The 14,911-nt window shown below is 65.6% G+C and carries 15 protein-coding genes; 9 read left to right on the forward strand and 6 right to left on the reverse strand.

What is annotated here, in order from left to right:
• Nucleotides 1-2: 2 nt before the first annotated feature.
• The 4 genes from mnmH to PTE31013_RS11315 are packed head-to-tail and all read right to left on the reverse strand — an operon-like array spanning nucleotide 3 to nucleotide 3,785.
• A complete protein-coding gene (gene mnmH, locus PTE31013_RS11300) occupies nucleotides 3-1,079 on the reverse strand; it encodes a tRNA 2-selenouridine(34) synthase MnmH (protein WP_150612891.1) in 1,077 nt (358 codons plus the stop codon).
• Nucleotides 1,076-1,717: a hypothetical protein gene (locus PTE31013_RS11305; protein WP_150612892.1), complete on the reverse strand. Its 642-nt coding sequence runs from the start codon at nucleotides 1,715-1,717 to the stop codon at nucleotides 1,076-1,078. The genes mnmH and PTE31013_RS11305 overlap by 4 nt, the downstream gene beginning before the upstream one ends.
• A 23-nt stretch (nucleotides 1,718-1,740) precedes the next feature.
• Nucleotides 1,741-3,246 carry a glycosyltransferase family 2 protein gene (locus PTE31013_RS11310; protein WP_150612893.1) on the reverse strand — a complete coding sequence of 502 codons (1,506 nt, stop codon included), beginning with the start codon at nucleotides 3,244-3,246 and terminating at the stop codon, nucleotides 1,741-1,743.
• A complete protein-coding gene (locus PTE31013_RS11315) occupies nucleotides 3,243-3,785 on the reverse strand; it encodes a cytochrome b (RefSeq protein WP_246174320.1) in 543 nt (180 codons plus the stop codon). The genes PTE31013_RS11310 and PTE31013_RS11315 overlap by 4 nt, the downstream gene beginning before the upstream one ends.
• A 345-nt stretch (nucleotides 3,786-4,130) precedes the next feature.
• Here PTE31013_RS11315 and PTE31013_RS11320 point away from each other — a divergent pair, with 345 nt between their 5' ends.
• Nucleotides 4,131-4,955: an isocitrate lyase/PEP mutase family protein gene (locus PTE31013_RS11320; RefSeq protein ID WP_150612894.1), complete on the forward strand. Its 825-nt coding sequence runs from the start codon at nucleotides 4,131-4,133 to the stop codon at nucleotides 4,953-4,955.
• A 46-nt stretch (nucleotides 4,956-5,001) separates the two neighbouring features.
• Here the strand turns inward: PTE31013_RS11320 and PTE31013_RS11325 are convergent, their stop codons facing one another.
• Nucleotides 5,002-6,390 (reverse strand): MFS transporter, encoded by a 1,389-nt coding sequence (locus PTE31013_RS11325; protein ID WP_150612895.1) that lies wholly within the window; start codon nucleotides 6,388-6,390, stop codon nucleotides 5,002-5,004.
• 468 nt (nucleotides 6,391-6,858) lie between these two features.
• Here PTE31013_RS11325 and PTE31013_RS11330 point away from each other — a divergent pair, with 468 nt between their 5' ends.
• From PTE31013_RS11330 to PTE31013_RS11350, 5 genes are all read left to right on the forward strand, one after another.
• Nucleotides 6,859-7,530 (forward strand): DUF1345 domain-containing protein, encoded by a 672-nt coding sequence (locus tag PTE31013_RS11330; RefSeq protein ID WP_150612896.1) that lies wholly within the window; start codon nucleotides 6,859-6,861, stop codon nucleotides 7,528-7,530.
• Nucleotides 7,531-7,759: 229 nt separating this feature from the next.
• On the forward strand, nucleotides 7,760-9,205 hold the full coding sequence (locus PTE31013_RS11335; protein WP_150612897.1) for a cytochrome ubiquinol oxidase subunit I: 1,446 nt from the start codon (nucleotides 7,760-7,762) through the stop codon (nucleotides 9,203-9,205).
• A 40-nt stretch (nucleotides 9,206-9,245) separates the two neighbouring features.
• Nucleotides 9,246-10,244: a cytochrome d ubiquinol oxidase subunit II gene (gene cydB, locus PTE31013_RS11340; protein ID WP_150612898.1), complete on the forward strand. Its 999-nt coding sequence runs from the start codon at nucleotides 9,246-9,248 to the stop codon at nucleotides 10,242-10,244.
• Entirely contained in the window at nucleotides 10,228-10,413 is a 186-nt protein-coding gene (locus tag PTE31013_RS11345) for a hypothetical protein (RefSeq protein ID WP_150612899.1), read from the forward strand. Before cydB ends, PTE31013_RS11345 begins: the two co-directional genes overlap by 17 nt.
• A gap of 11 nt (nucleotides 10,414-10,424) precedes the next feature.
• On the forward strand, nucleotides 10,425-11,003 hold the full coding sequence (locus tag PTE31013_RS11350) for a YbhB/YbcL family Raf kinase inhibitor-like protein (protein WP_246174287.1): 579 nt from the start codon (nucleotides 10,425-10,427) through the stop codon (nucleotides 11,001-11,003).
• Nucleotides 11,004-11,080: 77 nt separating this feature from the next.
• Here the strand turns inward: PTE31013_RS11350 and folE are convergent, their stop codons facing one another.
• Nucleotides 11,081-11,647 (reverse strand): GTP cyclohydrolase I FolE, encoded by a 567-nt coding sequence (gene folE, locus PTE31013_RS11355; protein ID WP_150612900.1) that lies wholly within the window; start codon nucleotides 11,645-11,647, stop codon nucleotides 11,081-11,083.
• Nucleotides 11,648-11,862: 215 nt separating this feature from the next.
• On the opposite strand from folE, the gene PTE31013_RS11360 reads away from it, so the two are divergent.
• From PTE31013_RS11360 to PTE31013_RS11370, 3 genes are read left to right on the forward strand one after another with little or no spacing between them, the layout of a single operon-like run.
• Complete coding sequence (locus tag PTE31013_RS11360) at nucleotides 11,863-12,795, forward strand: HlyD family secretion protein (RefSeq protein ID WP_246174289.1); 933 nt, start codon at nucleotides 11,863-11,865, stop codon at nucleotides 12,793-12,795.
• A complete protein-coding gene (locus PTE31013_RS11365; RefSeq protein WP_150612901.1) occupies nucleotides 12,792-13,769 on the forward strand; it encodes an ABC transporter ATP-binding protein in 978 nt (325 codons plus the stop codon). Before PTE31013_RS11360 ends, PTE31013_RS11365 begins: the two co-directional genes overlap by 4 nt.
• On the forward strand, nucleotides 13,766-14,908 hold the full coding sequence (locus tag PTE31013_RS11370) for an ABC transporter permease (protein ID WP_150612902.1): 1,143 nt from the start codon (nucleotides 13,766-13,768) through the stop codon (nucleotides 14,906-14,908). Before PTE31013_RS11365 ends, PTE31013_RS11370 begins: the two co-directional genes overlap by 4 nt.
• Nucleotides 14,909-14,911: the final 3 nt, after the last annotated feature.

Consider the following 14,911-nt stretch of genomic DNA (forward strand, 5'->3'; position numbering starts at 1 on the left):
AACTAAGGCACGAGCGGCGGAGGGCAACCCATCCCGCACTGCGCAAGCAATGCCTGCGCCTGCGCCCCCAGGTCTTGCGCCGTCGGGCGAAACGGGAACGGAATGGCGTCGGGCAGCCCCAGCAACATCTTGCGCGAGCTTCGCGAATACGCCGGATCGTAGTGCCGGGTGATGAGCACCTCCGAGAGTTCGCGTTGCCGCCCCTCGTCGAGCAACGTCAGCCATTGATCGATGACCGCGCGCCCATGCAGCGGAACCAGCCGGAGAAGCTGCGCACGAAAGTCGTCCGGCCGCGCCAGCAAATGACTGTACTCCTGCATCAACAGGTCGACCCGCGCGTCCAGAGCGACGCGCACCTCGACGCACGTCGTCGCCCCGCGCAGCGATGACATCAACGACTCGGGCAGGGTGATCAGTCCGATCCGGCGGCTCTCCGCTTCGACGAACACGGGCCGCGTCGGATCCAGGCCGCGCAACGCGCCGATCAACGCGGTATCGAACGCTTTCTGAGACGGCTGGGGCACGCCCGGCATCGCCCCGAGCAGTGACCCGCGATGCACGGCCAGTGCCTCGAGATCGAGCGTCTGAGCCCCCGCGTCGGCCAGCGCATGCAACAGCCGGGTCTTGCCGCTGCCCGTGTGCCCGGCCAGCACGATGTAATCGAGCGTCGAGGGCAGCGTGCCGAGCGATGCCACGACGTCGCGCCGGTACGCCTTGTACCCGCCCTCGAGCTGGCGCGCCCGCCAGCCGATCATGTTCATGATGAGGGTCATCGACTCAGACCGCTTCCCGCCCCGCCAGCAATAGATGAGCGGACGCCAGTTGCGCGGCCGGTCGGCGAACGTCGTGTCGAGATGCGCGGCGATATTGCGCGCGACCATGGCGGCGCCCACGCGCGAGGCATCGAACGGTGACACCTGCTTGTACATCGTGCCAACGATGACGCGCTCTTCATTGCTGAGCACCGGCGCATTGATCGCCCCGGGCATGTGGTCGTCGGCAAATTCCAGCGGTGTGCGAACGTCGATGATGTCGTCGAAGTCGCCCGCGTTTTCCAGGCGGACGCGCAGCGAGTTCATCGTGCCCCCGCCAGTTGCCCGCAGTGCGTGCCGTATGGCGTGCGCGACGTCGCCTGTGCAAGCACGGCCTCGCCCAAGCCGGCCCGCACCTTCGCGGCACGATCGATAATGCGCGCCGCCGCTTCAGGGTCGCCCGCGCCGCCCAAGGCCAGCGCATAGTCGTCGAGCACCTCGGCATAGGCGAGCGGCGCCTTGCGCGACGCCTCCATGCGATCGAGCGCCCCCAGCGCGCGGCCGAAATACTTGACCGATGGCGCGTACTGCCGCTGAACCAGCGAGAGTCTCGCCAATTCGATCAACGCAGGGTACCGGAAGTGCCCCGTCAGGATATCGAGATCGTACGCGAGACTCAGCTCACGTCCGGCCTCCGTGTAGTAGCAGGTCACCCCCAACGCCCGGCCATAGTCGAAGTGCATGGCCGCGCGATGCGACGCCGGCCAACCCGACTGATCCGCCACGAGCACCGCCTGCCCGAAGGCCCGGCGCGCGCCATCCCAGTCGCCGCGCACCTCGGCAGCGCCACCCAGCGCGGCGTAGTCAGGGCCGGACGGCTTGCGCTCGGGGACACTGCACCCGGCTACGGCGAGCACGCCGCCGAGCGCGCACCCCATGGCCAACCACGTCGAAGATCGAATCATCAGAAGAGAACACTGCCGGAAGATCATAGGTCGCGGGACACCTCGGTCCCGCGTTCGCCCGACAGGATACCGCGTCGCACCTGAACGCCCCAACGCTGACGTCCGGTCAGGAAGTGCCCCCAGCCCAGCGCCGCCCCCGTGTGCCGCATCAACTGGAACGAAAACGGCTCCAGCACCGCCGCGACAAGCGCCCATCCGAAGCTCGTGCCGGCGCGGTGGCCAGTCCAGCGCCGGTACGCATGCACCGACCAGAGATGGAAGCCGAGATCGATGCCGATCTTGCCGAGAATGATGCCCGAGACCGGCAGCAGCACGCCAACATGGCCCTCGCACACGAACGTCACGAGCAGCGCGAACGCGGTGAGTCCGTAGATCGGCTGGAGCGTGTCGAATGCCTTCACCGGCAGCATCCAGCGGCCCAGATTGCCGTAACGGCCATTGCCGACCATATCGCGATACCAGTATTGCGTCTGGAGAAACCCAGCAAACCACCGGCGGCGCTGACGCAGGAAGCTCCTGAGCGTGCCCGGCGCATCGGTGATCGCCTGCGCACCGCCAACGACACGCACCTCCCACCCCAGGCCGTGCGTGGTCGAATACCGGCGCAGACGATGGATCAGTTCGTAGTCCTCGACCAGGCAGGCCGGGTCGAATCCGCCGACGGCCAGCACCGCCTCGCGACGGAAACACGCGAATGCGCCCGAAATCAACAGCAGGCCGTCGGCGCGCATCCAGGCAAACCGCGAAATGAAGTTGCGGATGTATTCGTACGTCTGGAAAAGTTGCAACACGCGCGCGCTCGCCGTTCGCCCGCATACCGGCGTGAGCACACCGGTCGCGGCCACCAGCCCGGGACGGCGGGCAAACGCCTCATGCATCGCGGCGCACGCCTCGCCATCGAGCAACGTGTCGGCGTCGACCGTCATCACGATGTCCGTATCGATGTCCACCAGCGCCGCGTTGAGCGCGCGCGCCTTGCCTCCATGCGGCACGCGCAGCCATTGCAGATTCGGATAGCGCAGGCTCGGCGCGCTCAGGCCGCCTTCGCCGGGGTCGGTGAGCCCATACTCGCCGGTGAGCAACGCGAACGTGCCGTCGCGCGAGCCGTCGTCAGCGATGACGATGACGTCCGGCACTCGCCGCCCGGCCATCAGCGCGCGCAACGTGACCGGCAACGCCGCCGCCTCGTTGTGCGCCGCGACCACCACGCCGAGCGTCAGCCGAACGGCGGCAACGTCGGGGCCGGCATCGGCGGACGTCTCGTCGGGATCGGGGCGCATCAGACGCTGCGCCTGCCAGAATACGAACGCCAGCAGCACCGTGTCATACGCGACATAGGCGACCCCGGTACCCCACGCGAAGACCCCCTTGAGGACGAAGGCCTGCGCGAACAACAGGCACCACAGCACTGCCGCGCCCGTATGCACCAGCCAACTGGCCAGCGGCGTCGGCGGACGGGTGAAGCGCGGCGAGTGAAGCTCGCGCGCGGCGTCGAGCCGCGACGCTTTGACGGTCGTGTCGACACTCACGGCAGCATCCGGCGGAGCACCGGGTGACGGTCGATCCACTGATGCTTGAGCGCACCGCCAATGTGCAACGCCAGCAGCACGTACAAGCCGTAGGCACAGTAGGTATGGACGTTACCGAGCACGGTGTGCCAGTGGTCCTTGCTTGCATCGTTCAACGCCATCAGGAAGCCCATGCGCGGAAACGGCACGATGCCAAACAGCACCAGCGGATGCGTCGAGGCGGCGACCCACGCCGAGTCGTGCGCCCAGCCCGTGAGCGGCAGTACGACAATCAGGACATAGAGCAGCCAATGCGCGAGATGCGCCGCCGTACGTTCCCACGAAGCGAAGACTTGCGAGAGCGCGGGCGGACGATGCGTCGCGCGCCACAGCACACGCAGGATCGCCAGCCCCAGCACCGCGATGCCGATGGACTTGTGCAGATCGATCCAGAAGCGCACGTCGATTTTCTCGAGCGTGGCGTCGGACAGCAAGGCGATCGTCTGGCCGATGGCGACGTTACCGAGCATCAGCAAGGCGACCGCCCAGTGCAACACCATCGCCACACGAGTGTACTTGGCGTCTTCATGCAATGCCACGCCGCGCGGGGGGGCTGACACGGACGCCGCGGAGGGAGGCTGAGAGTTCACGTCGGTGATCCTGAAAATGCAGAAGAGGATGATTGCATAACGCGAATGGAATCGCGCTTATTCCTGAAGTTCCCCCGAAAAAGTTGTTACACGAGATTACATGCCGGGTGCAGGCGCGCGAGATGAAAAACGTCTGAAGGTCGATATTATGCCTGTCCCCCTCGGGGCCGCCTTGCGAGGCCGGCGCAAAACCGCGATGATCGGGCATTGCGTGCGCAGCGTGAGCGGAGCCGCGCCCCCTACAGGAGACCCACCATGTCACGTAGCACCGCTGAAAAACGCGCCGCCTTTCGCGAACTCCACCTTGCCGGTTGCTTTGTGATCCCGAATCCGTGGGACGCGGGCAGTGCGCGGTATCTCGAACACGCGGGCTTCAAGGCGATTGCCTCGACCAGCTCGGGCTTTGCCTGGTCAACGGGACGCCCCGACAATGGAGTCACGCGCGACACTGTACTGGCGCACTTGCGCACGCTCGTCGACGCCACCGATCTGCCCGTCAATGCCGACTTCGAAAGCGGTTTCGGCAACACGCCAGACGAGGTCGCGCAGAGCGTCAGGATGGCCGTGGCAACAGGTGTGGCCGGCTTGTCGATAGAAGACGCGACGGGCGACGTCAATGCGCCGCTCTTCGCGCTCGACGACGCCGTTGCGCGCATGAAAGCCGCGCGCCGCGCGATCGACGAGACCGGCGGCGACACGCTTCTCATTGGTCGCGCGGAAAATTTCTTCGCGGGCGTGCCCGATCTCGACGACGCCATCGCGCGCCTCCAGGCGTATGCCGAGGCCGGCGCCGACTGCCTTTATGCGCCGGGCATCCAGTCGGCCGAGCAGATCCGCGCCGTCGTCGAGGCCGTGGCGCCCAAACCGGTGAACGTGCTGATCGGGGCCACGTCGCCCGTGACGTTGCAGGATCTTGCCGACCTTGGCGTGCGGCGCGTGAGCGTGGGCGGTGCGCTGGCCCGTGCCGCATGGGGTGGTTTCATGCGGGCCGCGCAGGCGCTCGCCGAAGGGCGCTTTGACGGTTTCGATGGCGCCGCAAGCGGCGCCACGCTCAACGAGCTGTTCCGACCCGGCGAGTGACCTTGCGGGCACATCGCCGGGCCGCGCGTGAGGGAACGCGCTTCGCTTACTCGACGTGCGCGACGCTGCCCGCGAGCACCGCACCACCGGCGACCTCCGTGGGCAGTGCCCACGACATCCAGCGCGTGCGCAGAGCAACGACCAGCAGGAACGCAAGGGCAGCCAACGCGCCGAACGTGGCGAAGCCCATCTGGTAGCTGCCCGTCGATTCCTTGGCTATGCCCATGATGACCGGCAGATAGAAGCCACCGATCCCACCGGCCGCGCCGATGATGCCCGACATCAGGCCCGTCTTGCCTTTCCAGCGTTGCGGCACAAGCTGGAACGTAGCGCCGTTACCGAGACCGAAGCACAAGTAGATCAGCACCAGCAGGGTGATGCCGGCACCTTGCGGGGGCATCCATGCGGCAAAGACAAAGTCGATGGCGGAAATCGCGGCGAGCAGCGCCACCAGCGCACGTACGCCGGAGATCCTGTCGGCGACCAGCCCGCCGATGGGGCGCACCAGCGCACCGAGGAACGCAAGCAGCGACATGAACAGCCCCGCTTCGATGCGCGGCATGCTGTACAGCGAGATGAGCAGCGTGGTCACGTACGACGACATGCCGACAAAGCCGCCGAACGTGATGCTGTAGACCAGCATGATGACCCACGTGTCGCGCTCGCCGAGCACGCCACGGTAGTGACGCGGCAGCACGGCAATTGCGAGCAGCGCGCCCAGCACCGGCAGCAACAGCACGCCAGTCTTCCCTTCGCCGAACGCCCCGGCATGCACGCACAACACGAGTGCGATGAGACCGAACATCGTGATGAAGAAGCTCGTGAACGCGCGCGGTGTGCTGCCCGATTTCACGCCCTGATCCTTCGCCCAGAACACCACCGCCAGCGCGGCGAGCCCAAGCAGCGGCAGAGCGGCGCCGGCCGCACGTGTCCAGCCGTAGTGCTCGGCCAACCCCGGGAACATGAAGCCATCGAGCACCGCGCCGATGTTGCCCGCTGCCGCGAGCCCCAACACCAGCCCCTGCACCTTCGGCGGATAGTTGCTGCCGGCCATCGGCAACGCCACGGCGAAGCTCGCGCCGCCAATGCCGAGGAACACACCGAGCACGAGCAGCAACGTGTATGACGGCGCGCCCGGCATCAGCAGCAGCACGATCGACGGAATCGCCGACAAGATGATGCCCATCAGCGCGATCTTGCGACCGTCGAAGGCCTGGTACAGGTTGCCCAGTGTGACGCGCAGAATCGCCGCGCCCAGCACCGGCACGGCAACGAGAAAGCCCGTTTGCGCGGGCGTCATCGCAATGTCCTTGCTGATGAACGGCGCCAGAGGGCCGAGCATCACCCAGACAGTGAAACCAGTGTCGAAGTAAAGAAAACACGCAACCAGCGCGCGCCAGTTGCCACTTTTCAACGATTGCGTGAGCGTGCTCATGGATACCCTCGTGTTCGTATGCCAAAAAAAAAGCGCCCCGAAGCCGTACGCCTGTGACCAGGCCCATGGCTTCGGGACGCCGTTGCCCCGAAGTTCGCGCTCGCGCGCAGTGATGCATGCGGTGCAGAAAATTCGCTTGTCTTCACTCGGCCGCCGTTGGCCTTGCCTACTCCCAAGCAATTGGCGTGCCATGTGCAGGAAAAAACGCTTCACGCCAGGCCAGATCCCCACAGCACAAGGCGAAGCGCGAATTCGATGTCCCGGAAAGAAGCGTGCAGTCGGCCGCGCGGCGTCGTGTGCGCGACGCCGCCGCCGACACGGCAACGGGCACGATGCCGCATCGCGATGCGGCGGCGCACCACAACTGTGCCTGGGGTCATTGCGCGGAAGCATTCGTGCGCATGCACCGGGGAATGACGGCGTTGGAGGATAATCGAACCGCCCACGGCCACCGTCCCGACCGCCTCCATGAACGCCAAGCTTTTCCCGCATTTGCTGCGCTTCCACCCGCGACTGCTCATCGCCATCGTCCTTGGCGTGCTTGCCGGCCTCTTCATCCAGCTTGTCGTGAAAGGGGAATTCGGCACGGCGACGCGCACGTTGATCGGCTGGAACGTCGGCGCGTGGTCGTATCTTCTGATGATCTGGTTGATGATGGTCACCGCCCCCAAGCGCAGCATCGAGCGCTTCGCCGAGCAGGAAGACCAGAGCGCGGCCGTCGTGCTCACCATGGTCAGCCTGTCGGCCATCGCCAGTGTGGCCGCCATTGTCCACGTGCTGGCGAGCGCCAAGTCCGGCGCCCCGCATCAGGCCTCCGAGCACGTGCTGTTCGCGGCCGCCACACTCATCGCCGGATGGTTTCTGGTGCCCACGATCTACACGCTGCATTACGCGCGCCTGTACTTCACCGATACGGAATCGCCCTACGCAATGGCCTGGCCCGACCGCGACTGCGATCCGGATTACTGGGACTTCCTGTATTTCTCGTTCACCATCGCCGTCGCCTCGCAAACCGCGGATGTCGCGCTGACATCGCGCCGCATGCGACGCACCGCGCTTGCGCAGGCCATCCTTTCGTTTTTCTTCAATCTCGCCGTGCTTGGGCTGTCGATCAATATCGGCGCCGGCCTGCTCGCCTAGCGCCGCCCGCGTGTGACATGACGTCGCACCCGGCGAGGACATCAATCCCCGGAAAATCAGGCCACTAGCGCAAGGCGACGTGGCTATCGATGCCGCGTCAATGCGCCACATGTGACGTCTTGTCACGCGTGCTGCGATGCAGCACGCCCTACCATGCAGGCAAACAAGGGGCGATCGGCAGTGATGATCGCCCGATAGACAGGGTTGGTTTGCCTACATTGATCACGACATGACTGCCGTTCCGGAAGCCCTCGACCTCGCGCGCCTGCAATTCGCGTTCACGGTCTCGTTTCACATCGTTTTCCCCGCCGTCTCCATCGGCCTGGCGAGCTTCATCGCCGTGCTGGAAGGTCTCTGGCTCAAGACGCGCCAACCACACTATCTCGATCTGTGCCGCTTCTGGTCAAAAGCCTTCGCGGTGTGCTTCGGCATGGGCGTCGTCTCGGGCGTGGTGATGGCCTATCAGTTCGGTACCAACTGGTCGGGCTTTTCGAGTTTCGCCGGTGCAGTTACCGGACCGCTGCTGACTTATGAGGTGATGACTGCGTTCTTCCTCGAAGCCGGCTTCCTCGGCATCATGTTGTTCGGCTGGAACCGCGTCAGCGAGCGGGCGCACTTCGCCGCGACCTTGTGCGTGGCTGTCGGCACGTTGATTTCGACGTTCTGGATTCTCGCGTCGAATAGCTGGATGCAAACGCCGCAAGGTGTCGAGATCGTCGACGGCCGCGTGGTCGTGCTGTCGTGGTGGGAGGTGATCTTCAACCCGTCGTTCCCGTATCGGCTGGCGCACATGAGCATTGCCGCGTTCGTCGTGGCCGCGCTCGTCGTGGCCGGTACCGGTGCATGGCACCTGCTGCGCGGGCGCCGCGACCCGGCCGTCAAGACCATGTTTTCGATGGCCCTGTGGCTGCTGCTGATCTTCGCGCCGCTGCAAGCCTTCGTCGGCGATCTTCATGGCCTGAACACGCGTGAGCACCAACCGGCCAAGCTCGCCGCCATCGAAGGGCTTTGGGACACGAAGACCGGCGGCACGCCGCTCAACCTGTTCGGCTGGCCCGACATGGACGCCGAGACCACGCGCTACGCGCTCGAAGTGCCTCATCTGGGCAGCCTCATCCTCACGCATCGCTGGGACGGCGTGATTCGCGGCCTGAAGGAATTCCCGAAGGACGAACGCCCCAATGTGCCGCTGGTGTTCTGGAGCTTTCGCATCATGGTCGGCCTCGGCCTCGCCATGATCGGCGCCGCGCTGGCCGCTGTGTGGTTGCGTCGTCGCGGCACGCTCTTCACGTCGCGGCGCTTCGCTCGCGTCATGCTCATCCTCTCGCCGACGGGCTTCGTGGCGTTGCTCGCCGGTTGGGTCACGACCGAAGCCGGACGCCAGCCGTGGGTCGTCTACGGCGTGATGCGCACCGCGCAGGCGATGTCGCCGGTGAGTGCCCAACAGGTGCAGGTCTCGCTGCTCGTGCTCGTGCTCACCTACTTCCTTGTGTTCGGCACCGGTGTCTATTACCTGCTGAAGTGGCTGCGCGTCGGTCCCGCGCTGCCCGGCGATCCGTCGACGGCATCCGGCCACGCTCACGCATCGCCGGACAGCCACTTTGCACCACAGGCGGCCCCTGCCCTGTCCGGGCTGTCCGGGCGCATGGACCCCGACAGCGCGCAGGCGACCTGATCGGCGCCCCCTCACGATATCGACGTTAGCGAGATTTCTCATGGATCTGACCTTGGCGTGGGCCGCCATCATTGCGCTTGGCCTGTTTCTCTACGTGGTGCTCGATGGCTTCGACCTCGGCATCGGCATTCTCTTCCCGTTCTTCCCGGACGCACGCGAGCGCGACACGATGATGCACTCCGTCGCGCCCGTCTGGGACGGCAACGAGACGTGGCTCGTGCTCGGCGGCGCCGGACTGCTCGCGGCATTCCCGATGGTGTATTCGGTGCTGCTCTCAGCCTTGTATCTGCCGCTCGTATTCATGCTTGTCTGCCTGATCTTTCGCGGCGTAGCGTTCGAGATTCGCGGCAAGTCGCATCGCACCCGGCCGTGGTGGGATCTCGCGTTCATCGGTGGCTCGGCTGGCGCGACGTTCTTTCAGGGGGTCTCGCTCGGCGCTTATCTGTCGGGCATCCCGGTGGAGAACGGCCAGTTCGCGGGCGACGCCTTCGCCTGGGTCACCGCATTTAACCTCTTTACCGGACTGGGATTACTCGTGACCTACGCGCTGCTCGGCGCCTGCTGGCTGATCGGCAAGACCGAGGGCGATTTGCAGCGCCGCCTGCGAGTGCTCGCCTGGCCGCTGACGCTGGCGCTAGTGGTGACGATGGCCGTCGTGTCGCTGTGGACACCGCTGCGCGTGCCGCTCGTGGCCGACCGCTGGTTCGCCGACCAGTGGTTCTGGCGCTGCGTGCCGGTGCCGTTCCTCGTGGCGGGCGCCACGCTCGTCATGCGCCGCGTGCTGCGCCGCGGGCACAATGCCACGCCGTTCTGGCTCGCCATCGGCCTTGTGTTTCTCGGTTACAGCGGTCTGCTGATCAGTGCGTACCCCTACGCGATTCTGCCGGGCATCACGCTCTGGGACGCGGCCGCGCCAACGTCGAGTCTGTCCTTCACGCTATGGGGTGCCGCCTTCATCATTCCGGTGATCCTCGCCTACACGATGCTGGCGTACTGGGTGTTTCGCGGCAAGGTGACGCACGATGCGCACTATCACTGACCTCGTGCGCCCCGCCGTGCGCCAGCAGCGCGAGCGGGCCATCGTCCTCGGGCCGTGGCGGGCACGGCTGATTCGCTGGGGCTGGTTCGTCGCGCTGTGGTGTGCAGGTGTGGCGGGCGCCGCCCTGCTTGCACTACCATTCAAGCTCATCATTGCATCTGCCAAATAGGAGGCGTGCTTATGAATCGGCTTTCATTCCCGACGCAAATGCGGTCCTTGCGAATGGCCGGCACGGCGGCCATCGCCGTGGCCCTCGCCACAGGCGCCGGTGCGGCGTGTGCCGAAGGCATGCGTGTGTCGTCCAGCGCGTTTGCCGACGGCGGCGTGCTGCCCGCGATCCACGCCGGGCTGGGCGAGTGCGGCGGAAAGAACATCAGCCCGCCGCTCGCGTGGCAATACCTTCCACAAGGCACCCGCAGCCTGGTCATTACGATGAAGGATCCGGACGGGGCGAAAGGCGGCGGCGTGGTGCACTGGCTCGCGTACAACATTCCGGCAACGGTCTCGTCGCTGGCCGCCGGTGCGGGCAACGAAACGAACGAGCACGTCACGCTCGGCAAGAACGTCAGCGGGGCCATGGCCTATCGCGGCGCCTGTCCGCCGGTCGGCGATTCGCCGCATCACTACATCATTACGGTGACGGCCACCGATCTGGAACCGGGCCGTCTGCCGCCGGGACTCGACGCGAATGGTCTGACAGCCGCGCTGGCCGGTCACACGCTGAACGGCTCGACCCTTGTGGCGCGATACAGCCGGTGAGCGGTCGCCGTCGAACAAGAAAAAGCGCTGGCGGGAAACCCCGCCAGCGCTTTTTTTCCTTGCCCCTCGAGCCGCGACTATTTGTCGCGTGCCAGCGCGAGAAACTCCGTGCGCAAGGCCAGGTTCGGCTGCAACTCACCGAGCATCGCGGACGTCACCGTTTCTTCCCCGGCCGTGCGAATGCCGCGGCTTTCCATACACATGTGACGACACGACACCACCACGCCCACCGCCTTCGGTTGCAGATGCGTCATCAGCGCTTCAGCGACTTGCGTGGTCAAACGCTCCTGCACCTGCAGGCGGCGCGCGAAACAGTCGACCAGGCGCGTGAGCTTCGACAGTCCGACGATCTTGCCATTGGGCAGATAGCCGATGGTCGCCTTGCCGAAGAACGGCGCGAGATGATGCTCGCAATGGCTGTAGACGGGAATCCCGCGCACGACGATCAGTTCGTTGTATTGCTCTGCGCCGTCTTCGAAAACCTTGAGCACTTCAGCCGGATCCTGACCATAGCCGGCCGTCCATTGATGCCACGCCTTTTGCACGCGGGACGGGGTTTCGTGCAGACCGGGGCGGTTCGGATCTTCGCCGATGTGTTTGAGGAATCGCTTCCAGTCGTTTTCGTCAAACGTGTCGTGAGACATATCAATCAAGCTCCTTGCATGAGGTCCGGTGCGCTGCGCCGTGAAGGCTTGCGCGCCCCGTGCGCCGCCGGACATGTGCGCACAATAGCAGAGAGTCCCTTTGCACGCATGCCGCCGGATTGCCGGCGGCCCCGCTTTTGCGCTAAGGTGGCAGCGAATAACCGCAACGCACGAGGCGCGTCATGCTGGCAAGCCCCCGCCTATGCACTAACGCGATGACCCTTGCCGCCATGGCCTTGCTGGCCGGCTGCGGCGACCACGGCCCCCGGCCGTGGCAGGGCTATGTGGAGGGAGAGTTCGTCTATGTCGCCTCGTCGCAGGCTGGCACACTGACGACGCTGTCGGTCACCCGCGGCCAGCAGGTCAAGGCGGGCGATGCCCTGTTCGATCTGGAATCCACGTTCGAGCTGGCCGCCCAGGCCCATGCGCGCGAGACGCTCGCCAGTGCCGAAGCCCAGTTGCGTGATCTCGAAACCGGGAAGCGTCCCGACGAAATCGCCGTCTCCGCCGCGCAACTCAAGCAAGCCATCGCCGTACGCGACAAGTCGCTTGCCCAATTCGACCGCGATCAGGCGCAATACGCCGCCGGGGGAATTGCTCGCGAACAGCTCGACGCCAGCCGCGCCGACGCCCGCAGCAGTACCGCCCGCGTGCAGGAGTTGCAAAGCAGCCTGGCAGTGGCGCGACTACCGGGGCGCGACGCGCAACGGCAGGCGCAAGCCGCCCAGGTGGACGTGGCGCGCGCCTCGCTGACGCAGGCCGACTGGCAACTCGCCCAGAAGCATCCGGTCGCGAGCGCGCCGGGCCGCGTGTACGACACGATGTATCGCGTCGGCGAATGGGTGCCGGCGGGCAGCCCCGTCGTGCGGCTGCTGCCGCCGGGCAACATCAAGGTGCGCTTTTTCGTGCCGGAGGCCGACTTGGGCCGTCTGCACGCCGGGCAGACCGTGCATATCGCCTGCGACGAATGCGGTGCCGGCGTCGCCGCCCGTATCACGTACGTCGCCAATCAGGCCGAGTACACACCGCCTGTCATCTACAGCAACGACACGCGCGACAAGCTCGTCTACATGATCGAAGCCCATCCCGCCGCCGCGGACGCCGTCAAACTCAATCCAGGCCAGCCGGTTCAGGTGACGCGCCCATGAACGGTCATGACGCGCCCCCGCGCGAAACCGTCGCTCGCCGGGGTGACGGTCTCGCGATCGACGTGAAGGGGTTGAACAAACACTTCGGCGACAAGCACGTCGTCAAGGACGTGTCGCTGCAAGTGCAACGCGGCGAGATCTTCGGCTTTCTCGGACCGAACGGCAGCGGCAAGACGACCTGCATCCGCATGATGTGCGGATTGCTCACGCCCGACTCGGGCAGTGGCACGTGCCTGGGCTTCGATATCGTGCGCGAGAGCGCGCAGATCAAGCGTCTGGTGGGCTACATGACGCAACGCTTCTCGTACTGGGAAGACCTGACGATTCGCGAGAACCTCGATTTCGTGGCACGCGTGTATGGCATGCCGAACCGGCGCGACGCCGTCGAGCGGGCCATCGAGCGGCTCGGCCTGACGAGCCGCTCGAAACAACTGACCGGGGCGCTCTCCGGCGGCTGGAAGCAGCGCCTTGCGCTCGCGGCGTGCATGTTGCACGAGCCGCAGGTGCTGCTGCTCGACGAGCCGACTGCCGGTGTCGACCCCACGGCCCGGCGCGATTTCTGGGAGGAACTGCACGAGCTGGCCGCGCGCGGCATTTCGGTCCTCGTAAGCACCCATTACATGGACGAGGCGGAGCGCTGTCACAAGCTCGCCTACATTTCGTATGGCGAACTGCTCACGCAAGGCACGGCCGCCGAGGTCACCCACCGCCAGCACCTGTCGACGTGGCGGGTGCATGGGGAGAACCTCATTGACCTTGCGCGCGAACTGCGCGCGCAACCCGCCGTGGCGCAGACGGTCGCGTTCGGCGACGCGCTGCACGTGAGCGGGCGGGATGCCGAAGCGCTCGACAAGCTGCTGCACGCACTGGCCGCCAAGCGAAGCCTGCGCGTCACGCCCATCGACACGAGCCTGGAGGACGTGTTCATATACCTGATGAGCCACGCGAAAGACAACTTCGGGGACAGGAAATGAGCGCGCCGCTTGGGTTCTCCATCGCCCGGTGGTGGAGCATCGTGTGCAAGGAATTCCTGCAACTGCGCCGCGACCGTGTGACGTTCGCGATGATCGTGGGCGTGCCGCTCGTGCAACTGGCGCTCTTCGGCTTCGCCATCAACTCCGATCCCAAACACATGCCGACGGCAGCGCTCGTTGCCGACGACAGCGAGTTCACGCGCAGCTTCATGGCTGCGATGGAGCAGTCGGGATACTTCCGCTTTACCGAGACGTTGACCAGCGAAGACGCCGGACGCGCCGCCCTCGCCCAGGGCCGCGCACAGTTCGTACTGAACATTCCCGCCGACTTCACTCGCCGGCTGCTGCGCGGCGAGCGCCCTGCCGTGCTCATCGAGGCCGATGCGACCGACCCGATGGCGATGGCCTCGGCGCTCGGCGCCCTGCCTGCCATCGCGCAATCCGTGGCGCAGAAGGACCTGACGGGGCCGCTGGCCCATCTGGCCGGCGCACAAGGCGCGTTCGACGTGCAGGTGCATCGTCTCTACAACGCGGAGGGCATCACGCAATACAACATCATTCCCGGTCTGATGGGGGTGATTCTGACAATGACGCTCGCGATGATGACCGGCATCGCCATCGTGCGCGAGCGCGAGCGCGGCACGATGGAAAACCTGCTCGCCACACCGGTACTGCCCATCGAAGTCATGGCCGGCAAGATCGTGCCCTACGTGGCCATCGGGTTGCTCCAGGCGACCATCATCCTGATCGCCGCGCGCTTCGCCTTTCATGTGCCGTTCGAGGGTAGCGTCGTCGCGATTTATCTCGCCGCGCTGGTGTTCATCGCCGCCAACCTGATCGTCGGGATCGCGCTGTCGTCGTTTGCGCAGAACCAGTTGCAGGCCATGCAGCTCACGGTGTTCTACTTTCTGCCGAGCATGCTGCTCTCGGGCTTCATGTTTCCCTTCGGTGGGATGCCCGCGTGGGCGCAGGCCATCGGCAACTTGCTGCCGCTGACCTATTTCAACCGCCTCATTCGCGGCATTCTGCTCAAGGGCAACGGCTGGGGCGATGCTTGGCATGATCTGTGGCCGCTGCTGGTCTTCTCCGCCATCCTCATGATGGTGGCCGTGAAGTTCTACAAGCGTACCCTCGACTGAGGC

This window comes from Pandoraea terrigena, from assembly GCF_902459705.1.
GTDB lineage: Bacteria > Pseudomonadota > Gammaproteobacteria > Burkholderiales > Burkholderiaceae > Pandoraea > Pandoraea terrigena.

Excerpts from the sequence above, each read along its gene's own strand:
- mnmH (WP_150612891.1), bottom strand. The coding sequence starts at position 1,079 with ATGAACTCGCTGCGCGTCCGCCTGGAAAACGCGGGCGACTTCGACGAC.
- PTE31013_RS11305 (WP_150612892.1), bottom strand. The coding sequence starts at position 1,717 with ATGATTCGATCTTCGACGTGGTTGGCCATGGGGTGCGCGCTCGGCGGC.
- PTE31013_RS11315 (WP_246174320.1), bottom strand. The coding sequence starts at position 3,785 with ATGGTGTTGCACTGGGCGGTCGCCTTGCTGATGCTCGGTAACGTCGCC.
- PTE31013_RS11320 (WP_150612894.1), top strand. The coding sequence starts at position 4,131 with ATGTCACGTAGCACCGCTGAAAAACGCGCCGCCTTTCGCGAACTCCAC.
- PTE31013_RS11325 (WP_150612895.1), bottom strand. The coding sequence starts at position 6,390 with ATGAGCACGCTCACGCAATCGTTGAAAAGTGGCAACTGGCGCGCGCTG.
- PTE31013_RS11330 (WP_150612896.1), top strand. The coding sequence starts at position 6,859 with ATGAACGCCAAGCTTTTCCCGCATTTGCTGCGCTTCCACCCGCGACTG.
- PTE31013_RS11335 (WP_150612897.1), top strand. The coding sequence starts at position 7,760 with ATGACTGCCGTTCCGGAAGCCCTCGACCTCGCGCGCCTGCAATTCGCG.
- cydB (WP_150612898.1), top strand. The coding sequence starts at position 9,246 with ATGGATCTGACCTTGGCGTGGGCCGCCATCATTGCGCTTGGCCTGTTT.
- PTE31013_RS11345 (WP_150612899.1), top strand. The coding sequence starts at position 10,228 with ATGCGCACTATCACTGACCTCGTGCGCCCCGCCGTGCGCCAGCAGCGC.
- PTE31013_RS11350 (WP_246174287.1), top strand. The coding sequence starts at position 10,425 with ATGAATCGGCTTTCATTCCCGACGCAAATGCGGTCCTTGCGAATGGCC.
- folE (WP_150612900.1), bottom strand. The coding sequence starts at position 11,647 with ATGTCTCACGACACGTTTGACGAAAACGACTGGAAGCGATTCCTCAAA.
- PTE31013_RS11360 (WP_246174289.1), top strand. The coding sequence starts at position 11,863 with ATGACCCTTGCCGCCATGGCCTTGCTGGCCGGCTGCGGCGACCACGGC.
- PTE31013_RS11365 (WP_150612901.1), top strand. The coding sequence starts at position 12,792 with ATGAACGGTCATGACGCGCCCCCGCGCGAAACCGTCGCTCGCCGGGGT.
- PTE31013_RS11370 (WP_150612902.1), top strand. The coding sequence starts at position 13,766 with ATGAGCGCGCCGCTTGGGTTCTCCATCGCCCGGTGGTGGAGCATCGTG.